The 22,237-nt window shown below is 64.7% G+C and carries 20 protein-coding genes; 13 read left to right on the forward strand and 7 right to left on the reverse strand.

Annotated elements, in window-relative coordinates; all coding sequences use genetic code 11:
• Positions 1-40: 40 nt before the first annotated feature.
• Positions 41-250 carry a cold-shock protein gene (locus tag IVA93_RS18570; RefSeq protein WP_018457932.1) on the forward strand — a complete coding sequence of 70 codons (210 nt, stop codon included), beginning with the start codon at positions 41-43 and terminating at the stop codon, positions 248-250.
• A gap of 202 nt (positions 251-452) precedes the next feature.
• Here IVA93_RS18570 and IVA93_RS18575 read toward each other — a convergent pair whose 3' ends face one another.
• From IVA93_RS18575 to IVA93_RS18585, 3 genes are all read right to left on the reverse strand, one after another.
• A complete protein-coding gene (locus IVA93_RS18575) occupies positions 453-1,679 on the reverse strand; it encodes a GGDEF domain-containing protein (protein ID WP_247539349.1) in 1,227 nt (408 codons plus the stop codon).
• 85 nt (positions 1,680-1,764) lie between these two features.
• Positions 1,765-3,267 carry an AMP-binding protein gene (locus IVA93_RS18580; RefSeq protein WP_085353103.1) on the reverse strand — a complete coding sequence of 501 codons (1,503 nt, stop codon included), beginning with the start codon at positions 3,265-3,267 and terminating at the stop codon, positions 1,765-1,767.
• Between the two features lie 4 nt (positions 3,268-3,271).
• Positions 3,272-5,140 carry an extracellular solute-binding protein gene (locus IVA93_RS18585; RefSeq protein ID WP_204511256.1) on the reverse strand — a complete coding sequence of 623 codons (1,869 nt, stop codon included), beginning with the start codon at positions 5,138-5,140 and terminating at the stop codon, positions 3,272-3,274.
• Between the two features lie 260 nt (positions 5,141-5,400).
• Between IVA93_RS18585 and IVA93_RS18590 the strand changes: the two genes are divergently transcribed.
• Complete coding sequence (locus IVA93_RS18590) at positions 5,401-6,225, forward strand: invasion associated locus B family protein (RefSeq protein ID WP_018457928.1); 825 nt, start codon at positions 5,401-5,403, stop codon at positions 6,223-6,225.
• Between the two features lie 77 nt (positions 6,226-6,302).
• Here the strand turns inward: IVA93_RS18590 and hspQ are convergent, their stop codons facing one another.
• Entirely contained in the window at positions 6,303-6,632 is a 330-nt protein-coding gene (hspQ, locus tag IVA93_RS18595) for a heat shock protein HspQ (protein WP_018457927.1), read from the reverse strand.
• A gap of 104 nt (positions 6,633-6,736) precedes the next feature.
• Between hspQ and IVA93_RS18600 the strand changes: the two genes are divergently transcribed.
• Positions 6,737-7,690, forward strand: coding sequence for an AEC family transporter (locus tag IVA93_RS18600; protein ID WP_204511255.1), 954 nt, complete (start codon positions 6,737-6,739; stop codon positions 7,688-7,690).
• A 7-nt stretch (positions 7,691-7,697) separates the two neighbouring features.
• On the opposite strand, the gene IVA93_RS18605 is transcribed toward IVA93_RS18600, so the two are convergent.
• Positions 7,698-8,882 carry a UbiH/UbiF family hydroxylase gene (locus tag IVA93_RS18605; RefSeq protein WP_018457925.1) on the reverse strand — a complete coding sequence of 395 codons (1,185 nt, stop codon included), beginning with the start codon at positions 8,880-8,882 and terminating at the stop codon, positions 7,698-7,700.
• Between the two features lie 87 nt (positions 8,883-8,969).
• Between IVA93_RS18605 and pcsA the strand changes: the two genes are divergently transcribed.
• From pcsA to IVA93_RS18620, 3 genes are all read left to right on the forward strand, one after another.
• Positions 8,970-9,737 carry a phosphatidylcholine synthase gene (gene pcsA / locus IVA93_RS18610; RefSeq protein ID WP_085353096.1) on the forward strand — a complete coding sequence of 256 codons (768 nt, stop codon included), beginning with the start codon at positions 8,970-8,972 and terminating at the stop codon, positions 9,735-9,737.
• Complete coding sequence (locus tag IVA93_RS18615; RefSeq protein ID WP_018457923.1) at positions 9,734-10,468, forward strand: TerC family protein; 735 nt, start codon at positions 9,734-9,736, stop codon at positions 10,466-10,468. The genes pcsA and IVA93_RS18615 overlap by 4 nt, the downstream gene beginning before the upstream one ends.
• 75 nt (positions 10,469-10,543) lie before the next feature.
• A complete protein-coding gene (locus tag IVA93_RS18620) occupies positions 10,544-11,518 on the forward strand; it encodes a quinone oxidoreductase family protein (protein WP_018457922.1) in 975 nt (324 codons plus the stop codon).
• A gap of 121 nt (positions 11,519-11,639) precedes the next feature.
• On the opposite strand, the gene IVA93_RS18625 is transcribed toward IVA93_RS18620, so the two are convergent.
• Positions 11,640-12,836: an acetylornithine transaminase gene (locus IVA93_RS18625; RefSeq protein WP_085384082.1), complete on the reverse strand. Its 1,197-nt coding sequence runs from the start codon at positions 12,834-12,836 to the stop codon at positions 11,640-11,642.
• Positions 12,837-13,239: 403 nt separating this feature from the next.
• Here IVA93_RS18625 and IVA93_RS18630 point away from each other — a divergent pair, with 403 nt between their 5' ends.
• The 3 genes from IVA93_RS18630 to IVA93_RS18640 all read left to right on the forward strand — a co-directional run bounded on the left by IVA93_RS18630 (position 13,240) and on the right by IVA93_RS18640 (position 15,126).
• Positions 13,240-14,187 carry a hypothetical protein gene (locus IVA93_RS18630; protein WP_085384083.1) on the forward strand — a complete coding sequence of 316 codons (948 nt, stop codon included), beginning with the start codon at positions 13,240-13,242 and terminating at the stop codon, positions 14,185-14,187.
• Between the two features lie 155 nt (positions 14,188-14,342).
• A complete protein-coding gene (locus IVA93_RS18635) occupies positions 14,343-14,774 on the forward strand; it encodes a MerR family transcriptional regulator (protein WP_085353092.1) in 432 nt (143 codons plus the stop codon).
• Positions 14,707-15,126, forward strand: a complete 420-nt coding sequence (locus IVA93_RS18640) for a carboxymuconolactone decarboxylase family protein (protein WP_026233462.1) — start codon at positions 14,707-14,709, stop codon at positions 15,124-15,126. The genes IVA93_RS18635 and IVA93_RS18640 overlap by 68 nt, the downstream gene beginning before the upstream one ends.
• A gap of 90 nt (positions 15,127-15,216) precedes the next feature.
• Here IVA93_RS18640 and rimO read toward each other — a convergent pair whose 3' ends face one another.
• Positions 15,217-16,542, reverse strand: a complete 1,326-nt coding sequence (gene rimO / locus IVA93_RS18645; RefSeq protein WP_018457917.1) for a 30S ribosomal protein S12 methylthiotransferase RimO — start codon at positions 16,540-16,542, stop codon at positions 15,217-15,219.
• A 111-nt stretch (positions 16,543-16,653) separates the two neighbouring features.
• Here rimO and IVA93_RS18650 point away from each other — a divergent pair, with 111 nt between their 5' ends.
• The 4 genes from IVA93_RS18650 (at position 16,654) to IVA93_RS18665 (ending at position 22,121) form a co-directional block, all read left to right on the forward strand.
• Complete coding sequence (locus tag IVA93_RS18650) at positions 16,654-17,244, forward strand: ANTAR domain-containing response regulator (protein WP_007590901.1); 591 nt, start codon at positions 16,654-16,656, stop codon at positions 17,242-17,244.
• Positions 17,241-18,404 carry a CmpA/NrtA family ABC transporter substrate-binding protein gene (locus tag IVA93_RS18655; RefSeq protein ID WP_018457916.1) on the forward strand — a complete coding sequence of 388 codons (1,164 nt, stop codon included), beginning with the start codon at positions 17,241-17,243 and terminating at the stop codon, positions 18,402-18,404. Before IVA93_RS18650 ends, IVA93_RS18655 begins: the two co-directional genes overlap by 4 nt.
• A gap of 331 nt (positions 18,405-18,735) precedes the next feature.
• Entirely contained in the window at positions 18,736-20,517 is a 1,782-nt protein-coding gene (locus tag IVA93_RS18660) for a NirA family protein (RefSeq protein WP_018457915.1), read from the forward strand.
• The gene (locus tag IVA93_RS18665; RefSeq protein WP_018457914.1) at positions 20,514-22,121 is read left to right on the forward strand and encodes a sulfite reductase subunit alpha; all 1,608 of its coding nucleotides are present in this window, start codon (positions 20,514-20,516) and stop codon (positions 22,119-22,121) included. Before IVA93_RS18660 ends, IVA93_RS18665 begins: the two co-directional genes overlap by 4 nt.
• Positions 22,122-22,237: the final 116 nt, after the last annotated feature.

The raw sequence follows: 22,237 nt of genomic DNA on the forward strand, positions 1-22,237 counted from the left end.
AGCGCGGCTAAACGTTTATCTATCTTAAAGGACGATCCCCATGACGACGGGAACTGTGAAGTGGTTTAACAGCCAAAAGGGCTTCGGATTCATTCAGCCGGACGAGGGCAGCCAGGATGTCTTCGTTCACATCAGCGCCGTTGAACGCGCCGGCATGAATACCCTCAACGAAGGGCAGAAGGTTTCTTTTGAAATCGTTGCAGATCGCAAGACCGGCAAGTCTGCTGCTGAAGATCTGCGCGCCGCATAGGCTGTCGCAATCCCAATGACGTTGCTTTGACCACGGATGTACTGGCAGAGCTTCTGATTTTTTGACCCGCGACCGTTTACCGGCCGCGGGTTTTTTGCGCCAGCGGCCGGCCCTCGCGAATGAGAATGCGAACGGTGCGTTTCGCGTAAAGCTTCCACATGTGAGCAGTCGAGCTCCGACGGCAGCGAGCGCTCGCGGATGATTACGACGCCGCCCGCGATGCCTCGGCCGACAGCCGCCCAAGCAGCGACCTTGCCGTATCCGAGGGCGACAGCGAATCCACCGAAACGACGGGATCGCTGCGCATCTCGTGCTTGCCGTTCGACGTGTGCCGCATCACCGCGGAGAGGCGGCGGGCGATCATGTGCGCAGTGCGGAAGTCGGTCTCCGCGAACACGACGACGACCGAGCCGTCCTTCTGCGCCACGCCAAAATCCATCTGCCGCATCAGCCGGCTGAGAATGCGCGCGGCATCGAGCTGGGCGCGGGAATTGCCGGGATCGAAGGCGAAGCGTGCGACCGAGAGGCCGCCGCCGCGGGCCAGCGTCTGCTCGACCGCCTTGGCAAAATCGCGCGCAAAAGCTTCCGCCGTGAGCAGGCCGCTGCGCGGGTCGAGCCAGCCGCCGGCATCGATCGAGCGCAGCGTACGGCTCAGCTGGGCTTCCATGGCGTGCTGGCGGATCAGGGGCAGCGCGTTGGCGGCGACCTTCGCCGGCTCGCCCGGGATCAGTTCGAGATTGGGCAGGTCGTAAGTCTGCGTCAACTGATGCGCAGTGACGACCACGGGCAGGCTGCGGAAGCGGGTGTCCTCGGCGAGCACCGTGAGAAAGGCATCGGTCACGCGGGGGGTAAAACCTTCGGCGAGCACGACGCCGTCGAGGTCGCGGGTGTTGAGATGCTTGGCCGCTGCCTCGATCGAGAGCGCCCCGATCACGCCGACGCGCTCGCCGAGCGCGACGGAAAGCGCGGGGTAAGCCGCGCCGCGGCCGATCAGAAGCACCGTGGCATCGCGAACGGGATCAGCCTCCCGCAGCGCGACTTTGACCTCCGGCAGCCGGCGCAGCACCGTGGCATGGAGCGTGCGAATCCGTAGAGCGGCGCGAAGCCGCGCGATCAGGCGTTCGGAATGGCCGGCGCGCGAGGAAGAGAAGGGCAGGACGTTGTGCGGGAGCGCGCCCGCCGCATCCAATGCCACGAAGGGAAGGTAAGGGGATTGCTCTGCGATCTTGCTGGCGAGCGGCGCCAGATGCGGCTCGTGCCCGGCATGCATCGCGGCGAGAACCGCGGCCGGCTGCACCTCTTCGACCGCGCGCACCGCGCCGGCCCAGCCGGTGTCGATCACGGGAAAGAAGCGCGCCTCGTCCAGCGCCGCAAGGAAGGTCGGCCGCTCGCCATTGGACACAAACAGGATCGGGCCGGCCTGGGACATCGAGAAACTCTGGTCACGCAACAGGTGCTGCGCAATCTAGTCCGGCCGCCTTAATGCAGCGTCAATGGAACGGTCGAAACTCCGCTTAGACCGGCCCGGAACGGTCGCGAAAAGCTTCGACCATCAGGGGGTTAAGCCCGAGTTCGCTGAGCGCCTCGCGGGCGCGGGCATTGTCCTGGGCCCGGCCCGCGAGCCGGTGACCGGAGAGCCGGTCAGGCAGCGCGGTCAGCAGCGCGCCCTGACCGAGCCGGCGCGCCCATTCCTGCAGGTCGTTGGAGAGGAAGCGGTAGCCGCCGACGGCCATGATCCCGGAGGGCGGCGCGGTGATGCAGATCGCGCCGCTGGGACGGTCGAGCCGCGCGGCGTAGCCGGTGTCGACATAGTCGCGTGGCGGCTGCGCGATCAGGCTGTCGCCGACCGGCGGCGGCGGGGCGTAGGCCGCGATCGGCACCATCGGGCCGCGCAGCCCGAGCGTGCCCTTCGGCGTCAGCAGAATCTCGCCGGCGATCGACGAACCCGACTGCTCGCGCGGCGCGCCGTGCGGTCCCGGCATCACCGGCACCGGCATGCCGTCCTCGCCACGCCGGGCGCCGAACAATCCGGCCTCGCCGAACAGATAGACGTCCGTGAAAGGCGCATGCGGCGCAATCCATGCCTCGCTCGCCGACACCTGCTCGGGGGCGCGCCACAGGCCGATGACGTTGCGCAAGCTCGGCATCCGCGCCGCCAGCTCGGAATCGCCGAGCCGCTGGGCGAACTGTGCCGGTGCGATCAGCACGTCGCATTCGTGCGCATTGATCTGCTGCTCCAGCACGTCGTTCTCGAAGGGGTGATGCAGCGCCAGCGTGCCGCCGCACAGCAGCCACACCGCGAGCGAGGAGGCGAGCCCTGCGAACGACATCGGCGTGAACGCCGCCATCACGGTTGCGCCTTGCCTGATGTCGGCTTCCAGCGACATCGCGAGCCCCCCGGCGATCAGGCTGAAATGCGGCCGCGGCACCGGACGAAAGCCTTCGGCGGTGACGTCGAAGGAGATCATCGCCGCCTTGCGGCCATCCTGAATCACGGCGCGCGCTGTGCCGGGCGGACGGGCCTGCACGTCGTCGAGCGAGGCCATGCCTTCGGGCAGGTTGGTGCCGAAGCCGCAGACATGGCGAATCGAGAAGGCCTCCGCGGCCGCGTGCATGGCGAGATCGGCATAGCTGACGCCGTCGACCGTGCTCATGGTGACGATGGCGCGCGCCGCGGTACGATTGAGAGCGGCGGTCAGTTCGGCATGGCGCCAGAGCAGCGGCAGCACGGCGACGACAAGACCGGCGCGATGGGCGGCGAGAACGGTGAGCACGAACTCGACCGTATTCGGCAGTTGGATGGCGATGACGGAATTGGCCGGCAGGCCTGATTCGACGAAATAGGCGGACAGCGCCTCGATGGCGGTGTCAGCCTCGGCATAGCTCATCCGCCGCGGCTCGTGCCCGGTCACGCGGAACTTGTTCAGGGGGTCGAGCAGAGCGGTCGCGTGCGGCTGCCGCATCAGCGTGCGCTGAAACAGTGTGTCGAGCGTCGGCGATACGGCTGGCTGGTTCACGGCGTCACTTTGCTTGATGAGCTTGCGGCTGCCCCTTCGACCACCAGGTCTCCGGCAAATAGCCGGACAGCGAGGTGGCCTCTGGCCGTTCTATCCGATTCCAGCGCGCGATCCATTGCTCGGATACGTTAAACAGGGGGATTGTATAGAAACCGGAGATCAAAGCGCGGTCGAGCGCCCGCACCGCGGATACGAAATCCGTGTGTTCACGGGCTTCCAGCAGTGCGGCGATCATCGCATCGACCGCGGGATCCCGGGCCCCCATGTAGTTGCGGGTGCCCGGACTGTCGGCGGCAGCGCTCCCCCAGTAGAAATATTGCTCGTTGCCGGGCGACAGGGACTGGTCCCAGCGGTTCTGGATCATGTCGAATTCGTAGGCGAGCCGGCGCTGGTCGAACTGCACGGGATCGACCGATCGCACGCTGGGCTCGATGCCGGCGCGCCTGAGGTCGCGCTGAAAGGCAAGCGCGACGCGTTCCTGGTCGCGGGTCGTGACCAGGATCTCGAAGGTGAAGGGCGCCTTGGTCGCACGGTTGCGCAGCACGGTGCCGTCGAGATCGTAGCCGGCCTCCGACAACAGCTTCAGCGCCGCGCGCAGCGTGGTCCGGTCGCGGCCCGAACCGTCGGTCACCGGCAGGCGGTAGCTGCCGTCCATGATGTCAGGCGGGATCTGCGCGGCGAACGGCTTGAGCAACTCGCGCTCGCGCGCATCCGCAGGCTTGCCATACGCTGAGAGGTCCGAGCCGGCAAAATAGCCGGCGACGCGCGAGTAGAGGTTGAAGAAGTAGTTGCGGTTCACCAGCTCGAAATCGAACAGCAGCGTCAAGGCCTGGCGCACGCGGATGTCGGCGAATATGGGACGCCTCGTGTTGAACACCAGAAATTCGGAAGGTTGCGGCACGCCCGGCTTGAAGGTGTCGCGGATCACGTCGCCATTCTTCGCCGCGGGAAAGTCGTAGCCGTCGTGCCAGCGCAGCGGCTCGTGCTCGATGCGGAAATCATAGAGGCCGCGCTTGAAAGCTTCGAACTGGCCGTTGGCCTCGCGAAAATAGTCGAGCCTGATCTCCTCGAAATTGTAGAGCCCGCGATTGATGGCGAGGTCACGGCCCCAATAGTCGGGATTGCGGGTGAGCGTCACGCTGGCACCGGGCCTCACGGCGGTGACGCGATAGGGGCCGGAGCCGACCGGGCCCGACAGCGTCGTCTCCTCGAAAGCCGCGACGTCGACCGCATGTTTCGGCAGGATCGGCATCAGGCCGAGGATCAGCGGCAGTTCGCGGTCATTGGCTCCCGCAAGGTCGAAGCGGACGGTGAGGGGATCCGGCGCCTCGGCCTTTGCCACCTTGCCGTAATATTGCCGGTGGTTGGGGCGGCCGTGGTCGCGCAGCAACTGCCAGGAGAACAGCACGTCCTCGGCGCGGACCGGCTTGCCGTCGGAGAAGCGCGCGCGGGGATCGATGTGGAACGTGACAAAGCTGCGCTCGTCATCGGTCTCGACCGATCTGGCGAGCAGTCCGTAGAGCGTGAACGGCTCGTCATTGCCGCGCGCGAGCAGGCTCTCGACCACGTAGTTCCGGACCGGCTGCACGGCCAGTCCCTTGACGATGAAGGGATTGAGGCTGTCGAAGGTGCCGAGAACGCCCCAGGTCAGCCGGCCGCCCTTGGGGGCGTCAGGGTTGACGTAAGGCATGTGGGTGAAACCGGCAGGCATCGCCGGCTTGCCGTGCATGGCGATGGCGTGGGCTTCCTCGGCCTCTGCGCCGCTGGCCGGAAGCCCCAAGGAAAACGGGAGCCCCAAGGCGAAAGCCAGGACACAGAGGCGGACGCAAAGACCTTCAGGACGGCCCTCGAGAAGGCGCTGGAACATGAACATGTGGACACGTTGATTCGAGGACCGCAGGCCTGAATCCTATCACAGGGATTTTCCCGGGGGCGCACGCCGACGCGCGGTCAAAGGCGCTTGTCGGCATTGATCTTTTCGTCGGCCACGTTAAGAAGGCACGCAATCGCGCAAGAGCGCCGAGCCCGTCACTTATCTGCCTCATTTGACGGGGAGAGAGCCGCGCCCAACGCGGCCAGGCTCGGTGCGTCGAAGCGGTTCGGGCACTTCCCGTTCAGAAAGGGTTTTCCGCAATGAATTTCCGTTACTTGGCCGCGTCCGTCCGGCCGCGCGGGCGACTTCTCGCCTTGTTGACGGCGACGGCGTTGGCCGTCCCGTTTGCCGCCGAGGCCCAGGCTCCCGCGCCAGCTCCGGGCACGCCCGCGCCCAAGGCGACCCCGAAGGCCGCTCCGAAGGCTGCCCCCAAGGCTCCGGCGCCGGCCGCTCAGGCACCGGCCCAGCCGGCACCCGCCCAGGGCGCTCCGGCGCAGGGCGCTCCAGCGCAGCAGGGCGCGGCCCAGCCGGCCGATCAGCAAATCCAGCTGATCTACGCCCCCTGGACCAAGTTCTGCCTCAAGGGCCAGGACGCCAATGCCAAGCAGGTCTGCTTCACCGGCAAGGACGGCCGTATCGAGTCGGGCCAGCCGGTCATCGCGGCCGTCATCATCGAGCCAGAAGGCGAGCCGAAAAAGATCCTGCGCGTGACGCTGCCGCTCGGCATGCAGTTGGTGCACGGCACCCGCATCATCGTGGACAACAATCCGCCGTTGCAGAGCCCGTATGTGATCTGCTTCCAGAACGGCTGCATGTCCGACTACGAAGCCACGCCCGAGTTTATCAACAACATGAAGAAGGGCCAGAACCTCGTTGTTCAGGCGATCAATGCCAACGGCGCACCGCTGACGCTGCCGCTGCCGCTCGCCGGCGAATTCCAGAAGGCCTATGACGGCCCGCCGACCGATCCGAAGGTGTTCGAGGAAACCCAGAGGAAGCTGCAGGAAGAGCTCCAGAAGAAGGCTGAAGAGCTGCAGAAGAAGCAGCAGCAAGCGCCTGGCGCCGCTCCGGCCGGACAGAAGTAATCAGGGATCAATCCCGCATATGAAAAAGGCGCTCGGTTCGAGCGCCTTTTTTGCTGGCCAGTTGATGGCTTCGAAACTCAGTTCAGCGAAGGATTGCGCGGGCGATAGCCGGTCTTGTCCTTGACGAAGATCTCGGCGACCTGGGAATGCCGGACCGGCTCGCCGGAATCGTCCGGCACGAGATTCTGCTCGGAGACATAGGCGACGTATTCCGACTCCGAGTTCTCCGCGAGCAGGTGATAGAACGGCTGGTCCTTGTGGGGCCGCACCTCCTCGGGGATCGACAGCCACCACTCTTCGGTGTTGTTGAATTCCGGATCGATGTCGAAGATCACGCCCCGGAACGAGAAGATCCGGTGGCGCACGACCTGTCCGATCTGGAATTTGGCGGTCCGCGCTTTAATCATTCCCCGTCGATAGACCAGGATTGTGGCCGATGCTAGTGCCCTGATCTGGAATTAACCCGGTTGCGGGGCAGATAGGCCCCCAATCTTCAGAAAACACTTCATCAATGGTCGATATCCTCAATCTGGCTCTACCATATTTCGGCTTGATCTTCGTTGGATTCGCCTGTGGCAAGGTCAAATCCCTGCCGGAATCGGGCCTCGCCTGGATGAACTTCTTCCTGCTCTATGTGTCGCTGCCGGCGCTGCTGTTTGCGATCATGTCGAAGACGCCGTTTTCGGAATTGAACAACCCGCCGTTCCTGGTCGCGACCACCCTGTCGACCGTTGCGGCGTTCACACTCGCGCTGGTCGTCGGCAAGGTTTTGGGCGGGCTGACGCTGCGCGAGGCGACGCTCGCCGGGCTCTCCGGCGGCTACGGCAATATCGGCTACATGGGACCGGGGCTGGCGCTCGCCGTGCTCGGGCCGAAGGCCTCCGCGCCGACTGCGCTGATCTTCTGCTGCGACAGCATCTTCCTGTTCACGATCGTGCCGTTGCTGATCGAGCTCTCCGACCGCGATCATCCCTCGATCGTGCATGCCTTCGGCGTCGTGCTGAAGCAGATCGTGCTCAACCCGCTGATCATGTCGGCCTGCTTTGGCGCGGCCTTCGCATCGCTGCATATCGAGATGCCCGTCGCACTCGATCGCACCATCACCTTCCTCCAGAACGCAGCCGCTCCGACCGCGCTGTTCGTGCTCGGCGTGACCGTGGCGCTCCGCCCGTTCGATCGGGTCCCGTGGGAAGTGCCGGGCGTGATCGCGATCAAGCTCCTGATCCATCCGCTTGCAGCTTTCGGCCTGATGCTGGCGCTCGGCCCGTTTGCGCAGCCCTGGGCCGCGACCGCCGTGCTGATGGCCTCGCTGCCGCCGGCGCTAAACGTGTTCGTCATCGCCCGGCAGAACGACGCCTGGATCGAGTCTGCCTCCGTCGCGGTGCTGCTCGGGACGTTTGCGTCCGTGGTCACGCTGACCAGCGTGATGTGGGCGATCCAGACTGGCCGGCTGGCGTTTCCTTGAGCGGCGGTTACTTCCGCCAAGTCGGCGTGAGCCCCTCGCGCATCGCAAAACGCCGGAGCGGGCCGATCGCGCCGAGCAGGTGCATGCCGACCGCGCGGACGGGCTGGAGTGGCAGGAAATCGTTGAGCAGCGAGCGGTTGGCGATGTCGATCGCAAAGGTCCGGCTCAGGATGTCCGGACGCCGCGCCCGGTCATAACGCTTGAGCACGTCTGCTGCGCCGGGATCTTGGCCTGATGCGATGGCCTCGCCTGCAAGCCTCGCAATGTCGGCGGCATCGCGGAGGCCGAGATTGAGACCCTGGGCGCCGATCGGGGGAACCACATGGGCGGCTTCGCCGACCAGCGCAATGCGGTCGCCGCCGAAGGATTTGGGACGTTCGATCGCCAGCGGGAACAGATGGCGGCCCGGCTCCACCGTCATGCGCCCGAGGATCGAATGCGACTGCTTCTCGATCGCGGCGGACAATTCCTCATCGCTCAGGCCGCGAAGCCGCTCGGCGTCCGCAGGCGCCGAGACCCAGACAACGCTGGAACGATCGCCGGGCAGGGGCACGAACACGCAAGGACCATGCGGGGTGTGGAACTCGGTCGAGACGTTGCGGTGGGGCCGCGCGTGCCCGACGTTGAAAGTCAGTGCCGTCTGGGTCAGCTCGCGCCGCGTCACCGCGATGCCGGAGGCTTCGCGGCACAGCGAATGCCGGCCGTCGGCCCCGACCACGAGGCGGGCCGAGAGAAATTGCGCAGCGGCCGTGCGGATCGCGACGTCATCGGCTTCGATGACGACAGTTTCGGCCTCGTCGTCGAAACGGACGACATCGGGCAGTTCGGCCGCGCGCGCTTCCAGCGCCAGCATCAGCGAGCGGTTGTCGATGTTGTAGCCGAAGGCATCGAGGCCGATTTCGTGGCAGGAGAACCGGACCTCCGGCGCACGAAACAGCCGGCCGGTGTCGTCGACGAGCCGCATGATTTCGAGCGCGGCCGCCTTGTCCTTGCAGCGCGGCCAGACGTCGAGGCTCTCCAGCAGATCGACGGAGGCACCGAGTAGCGCCGTGGTTCGATTGTCGGCATAAGGCATGCGACGCGCCACCAGCGCGGTCCGTGCGCCCGCCTGCGCCAATGCGATGGCGGCGCTCAGTCCCGCCGGTCCGCCGCCGATCACGGCCGCGTCAAAGAGTGTCGATGCATCTGTCATGGAACGACATTGGACATGCCCCGCGGCAAATTCAAGCCCACTCATATTTCCCTGATTTTATGACGAATTGTGCGACCAGGCGCCGCAATGGCTTATGTGCAAACCGGTGTCATTCTGATAGCAGAAGTCATGGACAGCCAAGAGGATTCCCTGAAGCCCAGGCCCGCGATCCGCGCCGCTGCCTTCTCGGTGCACATCTTCACCGCGTTCGGTGCGGCGATCGCGCTGCTGGCGATGCTTGAGGCCGTGCGTGAGCACTGGGCGGCGATGTTTCAATGGCTGGGCGTCGCCCTCATCATCGACGCGATCGATGGGCCGATCGCGCGCCGGCTCAACGTCAAGGACGTGCAGCCGAACTGGTCGGGCGACGTGCTCGACCTCGTGGTCGATTTCGTCACTTACGTCTTCGTGCCGGCCTATGCGATCGTGGCCAGCGGCTTGCTGCTGCCGGTCGCAGCTCCCCTGCTCGGCGTCGCCATCATCGTCACCAGCGCATTATATTTCGCCGATCTGCGCATGAAAGCGGACGACAATCATTTCCGCGGTTTTCCGGCGCTGTGGAATGCGGCGGCGTTCTATCTGTTTCTGCTGCACTGGCCGCCGCTGCTCTCGACGCTGCTAGTAGCGGCCCTGGTGGTGCTGACCTTCGTGCCGTTCCACGTGCTGCATCCGGTGCGCGTCGTGCGGCTGCGCTGGCTGACGATGTCGCTGATCGCCATCTGGGCTCTGCTCTCCTTCTACACGCTGCAGATGGACTTTCGCGTCGGCACCGGTGTGACTGTCGCGCTCTGCGCGATCGCGCTCTGGATCAGCTTCAGCGACGCATTGATACGGCTGACAAGATCCTTCGCATGATGCACCTGTTGACCAGCCCCGAAGCCTGGGCCGCGCTCCTCACCTTGACCGCGCTCGAGATCGTGCTCGGCATCGACAACGTCATCTTCCTGTCGGTGATCGTCTCGCGCATTCCCGAGAAGCAGGCGCACCGCGCCCGCCAGATCGGGCTCGCGCTGGCGCTGATCTTCCGCATCATCCTGCTCAGCCTCCTGGTCTGGCTGATCGGCCTGACCGCGCCGGTGTTTTCGTTTTCCGGTTACGGCTTCTCCTGGCGCGACCTCATCCTGATCGGCGGCGGTCTGTTCCTGATTGCGAAGGCGACGCACGAGATTCATGGCGAGGTCGAAGCCGATGACGGCGAGGGCGGCGAGAAGTCACCTCGTAACGCTTTCTTCTGGGTCATCGTCCAGATCGTGATCATCGACATCGTGTTCTCGCTGGACTCGATCATCACGGCGATCGGCATGGCGCAGGACCTCGAAATCATGATCGCGGCCGTCGTGATCGCCTGTCTCATCATGTACATTTCGGCCGGACCGGTGTCGCGGTTCGTCGCGGAGCATCCGACCACGAAAATGCTGGCTCTGGCCTTCCTGGTGCTGATCGGCGTCGCGCTGGTTGCGGACGGATTCCAATTCCACATCCCGCGCGGCTACATCTATTTCGCGATTGCGTTCTCGGCAGCGGTCGAGTTTTTCAACGTGCTAGCGAAACGCAACCGCAGGAAGACCGGCAAGCCGTCGGTCTAGGCGTTCCAGCCCGCGTCGAGTTGACAAGGCGGGCGCGATGTCTTTCGCTGGCCCGCGAGAAAAGGAGGTCAGGTGATGACCAAAGCCGTCCGTGTGCACAAGGTCGGAGGCCCCGAAGCCCTGGTCTATGAGAGCGTCGATGTTCCGGCGCCCGGGCCCGGCGAGGTGCGCATCGTCCAGCATGCCGTCGGCCTGAACTTCATCGACGTCTATTACCGCACCGGCCTCTACAAGGCGCCGGGGCTGCCCTTCATCGCCGGCAACGAGGCCTCGGGCGAGGTCGTCGCGGTCGGGCCGGGCGTGACGAATTTCCATCCCGGCGACCGCGTCGCCTACTACCACAATCTCGGCGCCTATACCGGCGAGCGCAACATCCCCTGGGAGCGGCTGGTCAAGCTGCCCGACCACATCACCCACGAGCAGGGCGCCGTGCTGATGCTGAAGGGGCTGACGGTGTGGTATCTCCTGCACAAGACCTTCAAGGTCGAGCCGCATCATCGCGTGCTGATCCACGCCGCGGCCGGCGGCATCGGCCTGCTTGCCTGCCAATGGGCGAGGGCAATGGGTGCCCACGTCATCGGCACCGTCGGCTCGCGCGAGAAGGCTGCGCTTGCCGAGGCCAATGGCTGCGACCATGTGATCCTCTACAACGAGGAAGACTTCGTTGCGCGCGTCAAACAGATCAGCCGCAACGAGGGCTGCGACGTGGTTTATGACGGTGTCGGCAAGGCGACGTTCCCAGGCTCGCTGTCCTGCCTGAAGCCGCGCGGGATGTTCGTCTCCTTCGGTAATGCCTCAGGCCCGGTGCCGCCGTTCTCGATCGCCGAGCTCAACACCCACGGCTCGCTGTTTGCGACCCGGCCCAAGCTCAACGACTATATCGGAACGCGCAAGGAGTTGCTGGAAGGCGCTGACACGCTGTTCGCCGCCGTCATTAACGGCAAGCTGCACGTGCCGATCAACCATGCCTACGCGCTCAAAGACGCCGCCAAGGCGCATATCGATCTCGAGAGTCGCAAGACCACGGGCGCGTCGATCTTGAAGCCGTAGAGAACGTCTTGCCGAAGTCGTCATGCCCGGGCTTTTCCCGGGCATCCACGTTCTTCGTGCCGCGCCTCAAGGCGTACATGGCCGGGACAAGCCCGGCCATGACGGAGAGAGAGCGAGCCGTCTACGCCACTCGCCGTGCCGCGCCGGCTCTGGTCAAGATACCGTCGAGACAATCGATCATCTCGGCGATCTCGGCCCGCGTGACGTTCAGCGCCGGCATGAAGCGCAACGTGTCCACCTGCGGCGCGTTGAGGAGGACGCCGGCCTCGAACGCCTGCGCGACGATGCCGGGCGCGATCGGCAGCTTGAGGTCGAGCGCGAGCAGGAGCCCGCGACCTCGCACTTCCCCGAGCCCATGCCGCGCCGAGACCTTCTGCAGCTCGCTTTCGAGCAGCAGCCCGGTTTCGGTCGCCGTCTTCAGGAACTCCGGCTTGCTGACCTCGTCGAGCACCGCAAGCCCCGCCGCGCACATGATCGGGTTGCCGTTGAACGTGCCGCCCTGGTCGCCGTGCTCGAAGCAGGCCGCGCGTTCGGTCGCGAGCAGCGCCGCGAGCGGCACGCCGCCGCCGATGCCCTTGCCGAGCGTCATGATGTCGGGCGCGATGCCGGTGTGCTCGTAGTGGAAGAGCTTGCCGGTCCGGCCCATCCCGGTCTGGATCTCGTCGAAGATCAGGAGGAGGCCGTGCGCGTCGGTGAGGGCGCGCAACTCCTGCAAGAACTGATCGGTCGCCGGCCATACGCCTGATTCCCCCTGGATCGGCTCGATCATCACAGCGACGGAGTTGTCGTTGATCAGCTTTTCGACCGAGGCGATGTCGTTGAGCTTCGCCTTCTTGAAGCCGGCGACCTTTGGCTCGAACAGCGGCTCAAAGGCCTTCTTGCCCGAGGCCGACATCGTCGCCAAGGTGCGGCCGTGAAAGCCGCCTTCGAAGCTGATGATCTCGTACGCGCCACCTCGATGCAGGCTGCCATATTTGCGCGCGAGCTTGATCGCGCCCTCGTTGGCTTCCGCGCCGGAATTGGCAAAGAACACCTGGTCGAACGCGCTGTCTGCAACCAGCGCCTGCGCGAGCTTCAGGCTTGGCTCGTTGTAGAAGGCGGGGCTTGGCGTCAGCAGCCGCTTGGCCTGCACGGCAAGCGCGTTGGCGATCGCGGGCGGGGAGTGGCCGAGGCAGTTGACCGCCCAGCCCTGTACGAAATCGAGATAGCGCTTGCGGCTGTCGTCCCAGAGGTAGGAGCCGGCGCCGCGAACGAACACGGCCTTGGGCCGAGCGGTGATGTCCATCAACGCGTCATACGGATGGGTGGCGGTGGTCATGTCGAACTCCTCTGGAGGCGGGTGGAAAAGGGGGCGCGAAAAGCAAGAAGGCCGCACCTTGCGGGTGCGGCCTTCTCGAAAACCTACGCTGAATTCAGTGCTTCAGCGGCGTCGTCGGACATGGCGCACCCTCTCATCGTCGCGGAAGCGACGGCGGAGCATTTCGGTGCGCTGATGGGTCCGAGCGTTGATCATGGGGCGCGGCAATACATGCGAATGGCCGGGCTTGTCAAGCGCCGCCTTGCAGACCACACGCCCAGCGTGCATGGGGCAGGAGAGAGATGCGCGCCGGGAAACCATTACGTTTCTAGCGCGTTTGTGATCAGCGAACGCGAATTGGCTCGAACCGAACGCCTGACGGTTCGGACCAAGAGGGGCGGGACCAACCAGATAGTTTTAAGCCTTGTCCGACACGCCTTATTCGATCGACCTCGACAGCATTCGCGGCGCGTTTCCGCCAGGCATGGAGGCGCCGCCGCTGTTACTGGATTTTGCCGGCTGGCTGAAGGGACGGCCCTGGGGCAGTGTCGGGTGTTTCTCGCTGCAGGGCCAGTTTTCGGATCAGGCGCCTATTGTTGACGGCAGTCCCTTGCGCGACAGGTTTTCGCTGTTCATGCGGCTGCCGGATGGCTCGGCTGTTGGCGGCTGGTACGGCGCGGGTCTTGACCGCGACAATCCGCCGATCGTGGGGCTTGGCTCCGAGGGCGATTACGAGCTGCTGGCGCCGAGCCTCGATGGCCTGCTCGCGAAACTGACGTCGCAACAATTCGACAACGCTTGGAGCGATCTGAAGCCGCACGACGAAGTCGAATGTCAGACGGTCGAGCTCGCGCAATGGCTCACCGGACGGCTGGGCAGGGATATGGCGGCGTCCGATGACGATCCGTCGGAGCTGCCCGACTTTCGCGGCTTCATGGAAAGATGGAGCCGGGGTCGCGAAGACTATTGGGCCAATCATCGCCTGATGGCCGAGCTCGGCTGGCGCCTGGCCGCGCATCTCCCCAAGGGCAAGAACGCCTGGGACAAGACGCATTTCGAGGTCGCGATCGTCGGCAAGCAGTACGAGGCGCGCGTCCTCTCGCGCGGGCCGCAGCCGTTCGAGGAAGCCGCCTCGATCGAATCCCTGCTGCGCGATCTGCGTGAGGAGATGCGCCGCGCACAGCCCGAGCTCGGGCTGTGGTACGCCATGAAATTCGATCTCTATGCCGACGGCCGCGTCATGCCGAACTTCGAATATGATGTGCGCCCGACCATCGAGGGCGAGCCCGCGAAGCTGTCGGAGGCGCAAGCCGATCTTGCCCGCGCCCCGCGCCCGGAGCGCTGGGTGCCGAAATGGCTGGCGGAATCTTGAAGCTGGGCATCCAGCGATGCCGCCGCCCAGCCGGCGCCGAAATCTTCCGCTGTCGCGTCATCATGACCTCGCCGGAACGGCACCTTCGATCCCCCTTGACTTAGAGCGCGCTCGAAGGGGTATCTGTACGTGCGTCAGTACGAGAACGGGCACACATGAAGATCGGCGACCTCGCAAAACGGACCGGCCTGTCGACACACACGCTGCGCTACTATGAGCGCATCGGGCTGCTGCCATACGCCGACCGGGATCGCTCCGGCCAGCGCGACTTTGACGCATCGATCCTCACATGGATCGAATTTCTCGGTCGGCTCAAGACCACGGGAATGCCGATCCGGGGCATGTTGCGTTATGCGGCGCTTCGGGATGAAGGCGAAGCCACCGGGCCAGCCCGGCGGCAGATGCTGGAAGTCCACCGGGAACAGGTGCGCACGCAAATTGCCGAACTCCAGGAATGCCTGCTCGTCCTTGATACCAAGATCGCCGGCTATGCCAGCGACGAACAGAGGACGAAGGAAAATGACGCACGCCCAAACACAAGACGAAAGCCGCTTCGATCGCGGCCAGCGGGCCCTGTCGCGCATTGACGGCAGTGCCGGCGAAAAGGTCGTCGCCTCACTCGCCGACATAGCTCCGGATTTCGCACGATACGTGATCGAGTTTCCGTTCGGCGACATTTACTGCCGCCCGGACCTCGGCCTGCGCGATCGAGAGATCGCCACGATCGCCGCGCTGACGGCGCTCGGAAATGCCGCGCCTCAGCTCAAAGTGCATCTCGAGGCGGGTCTGAACGTCGGCCTGTCTCGCGACGAGATCGTGGAGATCATGATGCAGATGGCCGTCTATGCGGGCTTCCCGGCGGCGCTGAACGGGCTGTTCGCAGCCAAGGAAGTGTTCGCCGCACGCGACGAACAGCAGGCGTCGGGAGAAGCGACATGACCTCGTAGTTCGGGCACGCCCAGCCTGAACGCCGGCTGGTGGAAAATGCCTAAGGCGCGCCGGTCTTGCCGGCGTGCCGCGACCGGAATCTCAGAATCCCGCGACGCTGCCGTGGAGGTCGTACTGGTCCGCGCGCTCGATCTTGGCGGTGACGATCTCGCCGACGCGCAAGGGGCGGCGGCTCGACAGGTAGACGGCGCCGTCGATCTCGGGCGCATCGGCCTTGGAGCGGCCCCTTGCGACGGTCGGGCCGACCTCGTCGATGATGATCTGCTGGCGCGTGCCGACCTTGCGCTTCAGCCTGCGCGCAGAGATTTTCTGCTGGCGCGCCATCAGTGCATTGTAGCGCTCCTGCTTGATCTCTTCCGGCACGGGGTTCTCGATCGCATTCGCCGTGGCGCCGGCGACCGGCTCGTACTTGAAGCAGCCGAGCCGATCGATCTCGGCTTCGTCCAGCCAGTCGAGGAGATAGGCAAAGTCCGCATCGGTCTCGCCGGGGAAGCCGACGATGAAGGTCGAGCGCAAAGCGAGATCAGGACATTGCTCGCGCCAGCGCTTGATGCGCGCCAGCGTCTTGTCCTGCGCCGCCGGGCGCTTCATGGCCTTCAGTACTTCGGGGCTCGCATGCTGGAACGGGATGTCGAGATAGGGCAGCACCTTGCCCTCGTTCATCAGCGCGATGACCTCGTCGACATGCGGGTAGGGGTAGACATATTGCAGCCGGACCCAGGCGCCGAGCTCGCCGAGCTCGCGCGCGAGGTCGATGAATTTGGCGCGGACCTGGCGATCCTTCCACGGGCTCTCGGCGTATTTCAGATCGACGCCATAGGCCGAAGTGTCCTGCGAGATCACCAGCAGCTCTTTCACGCCGGCGTCGACCAGGCGCTCGGCCTCGCGCAGCACGTCGTTGGCCGGTCGCGAGACCAGGTCGCCGCGCAGCTTCGGGATGATGCAGAAGGTGCAGCGGTTGTTGCAGCCCTCGGAGATTTTCAGATAGGCATAGTGCCGCGGCGTCAGCTTGATGCCTTGCGGCGGCACCAGATCGAGATGCGGATTGTGGGCGGGCGGCAGCGCGCGATGCACGGCGTCCAGCACGCTCTCATATTGCTGCGGGCCGGTGATGGAGAGCACGCCGGGATAGGCCTGCTCGATCTGCTCGGGTTCCGCCCCCATGCAACCGGTCACGATCACCTTGCCGTTCTCGGCCATGGCCTCGCCGATCGCCGAGAGCGATTCCTGCTTGGCGCTGTCGAGGAAGCCGCAGGTGTTGACGATGACGATGTCGGCCCCGTCATGCTTGCGGGCGAGCTCGTAGCCCTCGGCGCGCAGACGCGTGATGATGCGCTCGGAATCCACCAAAGCCTTGGGGCACCCGAGCGACACGAAGCTGACCTTCGGCGCAGCCGTCTGATCCATATCCAAATCTGCCTGATTGACAGGGTTGAGCTAGTCCCAATTGCCCATAATTACAACCCTTTGCATGGCTCGCGGGCATGCTATGGATGAATCACTGGTGGTGAGTGAGCAATGAGCGCCGAACAGTCGCCCAAAATCGTGATCGTCGACGAAAGCCCGATCCGGGCTGCGATCCTCGAAGAAGGGTTGCGGGAGGCCGGATTTACGCAGATCGTCCATATCCGCGAGATGCAGAGCCTGCTCGCCCGGATTTATGCGGTCGATCCCGACATCATCCTGATCGATCTGGAAAACCCCAGCCGCGACGTGCTGGAAGCGATGTTCCAGGTCAGCCGCGCCGTGAAGCGGCCGATCGCGATGTTCGTCGACCAGAGCGATTCATCCTCGATCCAGGCCTCGGTCGAGGCGGGGGTCTCCGCCTATATCGTCGACGGGCTGAGGAAGGAGCGCATCAAGCCGATCCTCGACCTCTGCGTGTCGCGCTTCAATGCCTTCGCAAAACTCCAGGAGGAACTGGAGCGTACCAAGTCGCAGCTCGAGGATCGCAAGGTCATCGAGAAGGCCAAGGGCATCCTGATGAAGGTGAAAGGCCTCACCGAGGACGAGGCCTATGTGCTGCTGCGCTCCACTGCGATGCGCGAGAAGAAGAAAATCGGCGAGATCGCCCAGTCGATCATCACCGCGTCGGAGATGCTGAAATGACCGCTCCCCTCCGCATCGGGTTCATTCCGCTGGTCGATGCCGCAGCGCTGATCGTTGCCGTCGACAAGGGATTTGCCGCGGCTGAAGGGCTCGAGGTCGAACTGGTCCGCGAGGTCTCCTGGTCCAACGTCCGCGACAAGCTCAATATCGGCTTGTTCGACGCCGCGCATCTGCTCGCTCCCGTCGCGATTGCGTCCTCGCTCGGGCTCGGCCACGTCAAGGTGCCGATCGCGGCGCCCTTCAATCTCGGCATCAACGGCAACGCGATCACGGTCTCGCCGGCGCTTCATACCGCGCTGATGGAGGAGATCGACGGCGACCGCTTCGATCCGCTCGCCACGGCAAAAGCGTTGGCGCGCGTGGTCACCAAGCGGCGCAAGGCTGGGGCCGATCCGTTGACCTTCGGCATGACCTTCCCGTTCTCGACCCACAATTATCAATTGCGGTTCTGGATGGCGGCGGCCGGCGTCGATCCCGACGAGGACGTGCGGCTGGTCGTGCTGCCGCCGCCCTATATGGTCGACAGTCTTGCCAATGGGCATGTCGATGCGTTCTGCGTCGGTGCGCCCTGGAATTCGATCGCGGTCGATCTCGGGATCGGCCACATCCTGCATTTCGTCTCCGACATCCTGGCCCATGCGGCCGAGAAGGTGCTGGCGCTCCGCCAGGTCTGGGCTGACAAGAATCCCGACGTGGTAGCCAGCCTGGTGCGCGCGGCGGTGAAAGCCGCCGAGTTCATCGAGCATCCCGAAAACCGGACCGAAGCGGCGCAGATCCTGGCGCAGCCGGAGCGGATCGGCGTCGATGCCGAAGTCATCCAGCGCACCCTCACGGGGCGCCTCAAGATTTCGCCGGACGGCACCTTTCGCGAGAGCGGCAGCTACCTCCTGGTGGGACGCGAGGAAGCAGGGCGCCCCGATCCGGTCCAGGCCGCCTGGCTCTATGCGCAGATGGTGCGCTGGGGGCAGACGACGCTGACGCCCGACGGCGTCAAGACGGCGATGGCCGTGTTCAGGCCCGATCTCTACGACGGCGCCCTCGGGCGCCGGCCGCCCGCCCAAGCCCCCGCGGCATTCGGCGCATTCGCCGGCCCCGCCTTCGATCCCGCCAATATTCGGGGGCATCTCGAGGCCTTCGAGGTGGGCCGCTGGAAGGTGTGATTCGGGTCTGCATCGTTTTTGAGCGCTGGAGATCCGAGTCTAAATTTTAGGCCGACTGCTCGAATTTCATAAGAGTTCCGGAGCCCAGAGTTCCCCGGCGCGCTCTTAATTACCTGATACCTCACACATTTTCATTTCATCGAAGCTGGCACGCAACTTGAATGTTGCAGTGCGGCCAGCCTGTCACAGATGCCTGCTGCGCCAGTCCCCAGCAACGAAGCTGTTCGGACCGCTGGGTGCGCAGCCGGCTCTCGAGCCAGCCGAGCTCCTCGCGGGTCGTGCACTTTCCGTCGAAACCACCCAGGTGGCCGCAGGAGCTTCGTTACTGACCATGAAACTCGACACCGTCTCAGTCGACTTTACCGACGACCAGAAACGCTACCTTGAAGGCTTCACGACCGGTCTGCAGATCAGCCGGGTCGGTCGCGGTCTCGGCGGCGGCGCCGGCAAGGCGAACGCCGAGCCGACCGGTCCCGATGCCGTGCACATCAAGGCGCAGGACAAGGTGATCGCCGCGGGCAAGAAGCTCGCCGACCAGGAGAAGGTCAAGCGCGACGAGCATCCCTTCGATGCCTATCCGCGTCTCCGCCAGCAGGCGCTCGACAATACGCCGCCGAGCCCGGCGGATAATTTCCGCTGGCGCTATTACGGCATCTTCTACGTCGCGCCGACGCAGGACTCCTACATGTGCCGTCTGCGCATTCCGAACGGCATCATGAAGCACTGGCAACTGTCCGGCCTTGCCGACCTCGCCGATGAAACCTGCGGGCCCTACAGCCACGTCACGACGCGTGCCAATCTCCAGCTTCGCGAGATCCCGCCGAAGAACGCCGTGAAGCTGATCGAGGGCATACAGGATCTCGGCCTGTGCTCGCGCGGCTCCGGCGCCGACAACATCCGCAACGTGACGGGAACGCCGACGGCGGGCATCGATCCGCAGGAGCTGATCGACACGCGGCCTTATGCGCGCGAGTGGCACTACCACATCCTGAACGATCGCTCGTTGTATGGCTTGCCGCGCAAGTTCAACGTCGCCTTCGACGGCGCCGGCAAGATCGCGGTGCTCGAGGAGACCAACGACATCGCCTTCACGGCGTATGAGGTGAAGGATGGGTTCGGCGTCGAACCCGGGATCTGGTTCCGCCTCGGCCTCGGCGGCATCACCGGCCACAAGGACTTTGCGAAATATTCCGGCATCGTCGTCAAGCCTGAAGACGCTACCGCCGTTGCCGACGCCATCGTGCGCGTCTTCATCGAGCACGGCGACCGCACCAACCGCAACAAGGCGCGGTTGAAATACGTGCTCGACGCCATGGGCCATGACGGCTTTCTCAAGCTGGTCGAAGAGCGGCTGAAGACGCCGTTCACGCGCGTGACGGAAGAGGCGTTTGCGCCGCGGCCGGCCGCGGACCGCATGGCGCATATCGGCGTGCACAAGCAGAAGCAGGACGGCTTGAACTGGATCGGCGTGTCGCTGACGCTCGGCAAGATCAGCTGCGATCAGATGCGGGGTCTCGCCAAGGTGGCGCTGGACCTCGGTGACGGCGAGATCCGTCTGACCGTCTGGCAGAACCTGCTGATATCAGGGGTGCGTGACGAGAATGTCGAGCTTGCCGTTGCGGCGATCAAGCAGATCGGGCTCGCGGCCGAGGCCTCGCACATCCGCGCCGGCCTGATCGCCTGCACCGGCAATGCCGGTTGCCGCTTTGCCGCCTCCAACACCAAGCGTCACGCCGCCGAGATCGGCGAATGGTGCGAGCCGCGCGTCGAGATGGACAAGCCGGTCAACATCCACGTCACCGGCTGCCACCATTCCTGTGCCCAGCACTACATCAGCGACATCGGTCTGATCGGGGCGCGCGTGCCTGTCAACGAGGAGGACACGGTGGAGGGCTATCATCTCTTCACCGGCGGCGGGTTCGGTCCTGACGCCGACGTCGGTCAGGAGGTCTATCACGACCTCAAGGCCGAGGACGCGCCGAAGACGGTCGAAGGGCTGCTCAAGGCCTATATCGCCCATCGCTCGTCTCCTGACGAAACCTTCCTGTCCTTTGCGCGCCGCCACGACGGCGAGACGCTGCGCAAGCTTGCCGATGCCGAGGTGTCCTCATGAACCAGATCAGCCCTCCACCCAAACTCGACATTATTCCCACGAGCGCCCCGTTCTCCGACGCGCAACGCTCCTGGCTGAACGGCTTCTTTGCCGGGCTGCTGTCGCCTGAGGCGGCCACGCCGCTGTCGGCGGAGCAGGGCGCCGCGGTCATGCAGGCTGGTGACGGTGACGACGGTGAAGCGCCGTGGCACGACCAGACCATGCCGATCGCCGATCGGATGAAGCTCGCCGAAGGCCGTCCCGTGCGGCGCAAGATGATGGCGGCGATGGCGCAGCAGGATTGCGGGCAGTGCGGCTACAATTGCCACGACTATTCGGAGGCGATCGCGAGCCGCAGTGAAGCGCGCCTCAACCTCTGCGTCCCCGGTGGCAAGGAAACCGCACGGATGCTGAAGTCGTTGCACGAAGAGCTGGACAAGGCGCCGGCGGCAAAGCCGGCTGACAAGCAAGACGCGGTGGCGGCCCCCGCCGTGACCGTGACGATCGCCGAGCCCGGCCGCTCGCGGGACAACCCCGTTGCGGCGACCTTCCTGTCGCGCCGTCTTCTCAACAAGGGAAAGTCCGAGAAGGAAACCTATCACGTCGAGTTCGATCTCTCCGAGAGCAAACTCGACTACGTCGTCGGTGACAGTTTTGGCGTGTTCGCGCGGAACGAGCTCGGCCTCGTCGACCAGGTCATCGCGTTGCTCGGTGCCTCCCACACCACGAAGGTCAACGGCAAGACGCTGCGCGAGGTGCTGATCGACGACGTCTCGTTGTCGCCGGCGCCCGACACGCTATTCGAACTGCTCTCCTTCATCACCGGCGGCGCGCAGCGCGAGAAGGCGCGGGCGCTGGCACAGGGCGAGGATCCCGATGGCGATGCCGCAACGCTCGACGTCATGGCGGCGCTGCAGAAGTTCTCGGGCACGCGGCCGCATCCCGAAGCCTTCGTGGAGGCGCTCGAGCCGCTGCAGCCGCGGCTCTATTCGATCTCGTCCTCGCACAATGCGACGCCTGGAAAGCTGTCGCTGACGGTCGATTCCGTGCGCTACGTGATCGGCAAACGCAAGCGCATCGGCGTTGCCTCGACCTTCCTCGGCGAGCGCATCGCTGAGGGCGAGAAGCTCAAGGTCTATGTGCAGAAGGCGCACAATTTCGGCCTGCCGCAGGATCCGAAGACGCCGATCATCATGATCGGCCCCGGCACCGGCATTGCGCCGTTCCGCGCCTTCCTGTTCGACCGCAAGGCGACCGGTGCGCCTGGCAAGAACTGGCTGTTCTTCGGCCATCAGCGCAGCGATTGCGACTTCTTCTACCAGGAGGAGCTCAACGCGATGAAGACCTCGGGCCTGCTCACGCGTATGTCGCTGGCCTGGTCGCGCGACGGCGAGAAGAAGTTCTATGTGCAGGACCGCATGCGCGAGGTCGGCCGCGAGGTGTGGACGTGGCTCGCCGAGGGGGCGCATTTCTACATCTGCGGCGATGCCAAACGCATGGCCAAGGACGTCGAGCGTGCACTGGTCGATATCGTCGCCCAATTCGGGGCGCGTTCGACCGACGAAGCCGTCAGTTTTGTCGCAGAACTCAAGAAGACGGGCCGCTTCCAGGCTGACGTCTACTAGATGTCAGCCTACGGTCATCCGAGCCGGTTCCAACTGGCTCGGATTTGAGCGAATAAGATTCTCGGAAGTGGCGGGCGAGGAGAATTTGCTCCTGCGATGCGGGGTTTTCAGAGAAC

This window comes from Bradyrhizobium sp. 155 (genome assembly GCF_023101105.1).
In the GTDB taxonomy this organism is placed as follows: domain Bacteria; phylum Pseudomonadota; class Alphaproteobacteria; order Rhizobiales; family Xanthobacteraceae; genus Bradyrhizobium; species Bradyrhizobium canariense_D.

Coding starts and splice junctions, on each gene's coding strand:
- IVA93_RS18570 (WP_018457932.1), top strand. CDS start 41: ATGACGACGGGAACTGTGAAGTGGTTTAACAGCCAAAAGGGCTTCGGA.
- IVA93_RS18575 (WP_247539349.1), bottom strand. CDS start 1,679: ATGTCCCAGGCCGGCCCGATCCTGTTTGTGTCCAATGGCGAGCGGCCG.
- IVA93_RS18585 (WP_204511256.1), bottom strand. CDS start 5,140: ATGTTCATGTTCCAGCGCCTTCTCGAGGGCCGTCCTGAAGGTCTTTGC.
- IVA93_RS18590 (WP_018457928.1), top strand. CDS start 5,401: ATGAATTTCCGTTACTTGGCCGCGTCCGTCCGGCCGCGCGGGCGACTT.
- hspQ (WP_018457927.1), bottom strand. CDS start 6,632: ATGATTAAAGCGCGGACCGCCAAATTCCAGATCGGACAGGTCGTGCGC.
- IVA93_RS18600 (WP_204511255.1), top strand. CDS start 6,737: ATGGTCGATATCCTCAATCTGGCTCTACCATATTTCGGCTTGATCTTC.
- IVA93_RS18605 (WP_018457925.1), bottom strand. CDS start 8,882: ATGACAGATGCATCGACACTCTTTGACGCGGCCGTGATCGGCGGCGGA.
- pcsA (WP_085353096.1), top strand. CDS start 8,970: ATGGCTTATGTGCAAACCGGTGTCATTCTGATAGCAGAAGTCATGGAC.
- IVA93_RS18615 (WP_018457923.1), top strand. CDS start 9,734: ATGATGCACCTGTTGACCAGCCCCGAAGCCTGGGCCGCGCTCCTCACC.
- IVA93_RS18620 (WP_018457922.1), top strand. CDS start 10,544: ATGACCAAAGCCGTCCGTGTGCACAAGGTCGGAGGCCCCGAAGCCCTG.
- IVA93_RS18625 (WP_085384082.1), bottom strand. CDS start 12,836: ATGACCACCGCCACCCATCCGTATGACGCGTTGATGGACATCACCGCT.
- IVA93_RS18635 (WP_085353092.1), top strand. CDS start 14,343: ATGAAGATCGGCGACCTCGCAAAACGGACCGGCCTGTCGACACACACG.
- IVA93_RS18640 (WP_026233462.1), top strand. CDS start 14,707: ATGACGCACGCCCAAACACAAGACGAAAGCCGCTTCGATCGCGGCCAG.
- rimO (WP_018457917.1), bottom strand. CDS start 16,542: ATGGATCAGACGGCTGCGCCGAAGGTCAGCTTCGTGTCGCTCGGGTGC.
- IVA93_RS18650 (WP_007590901.1), top strand. CDS start 16,654: ATGAGCGCCGAACAGTCGCCCAAAATCGTGATCGTCGACGAAAGCCCG.
- IVA93_RS18655 (WP_018457916.1), top strand. CDS start 17,241: ATGACCGCTCCCCTCCGCATCGGGTTCATTCCGCTGGTCGATGCCGCA.
- IVA93_RS18660 (WP_018457915.1), top strand. CDS start 18,736: ATGAAACTCGACACCGTCTCAGTCGACTTTACCGACGACCAGAAACGC.
- IVA93_RS18665 (WP_018457914.1), top strand. CDS start 20,514: ATGAACCAGATCAGCCCTCCACCCAAACTCGACATTATTCCCACGAGC.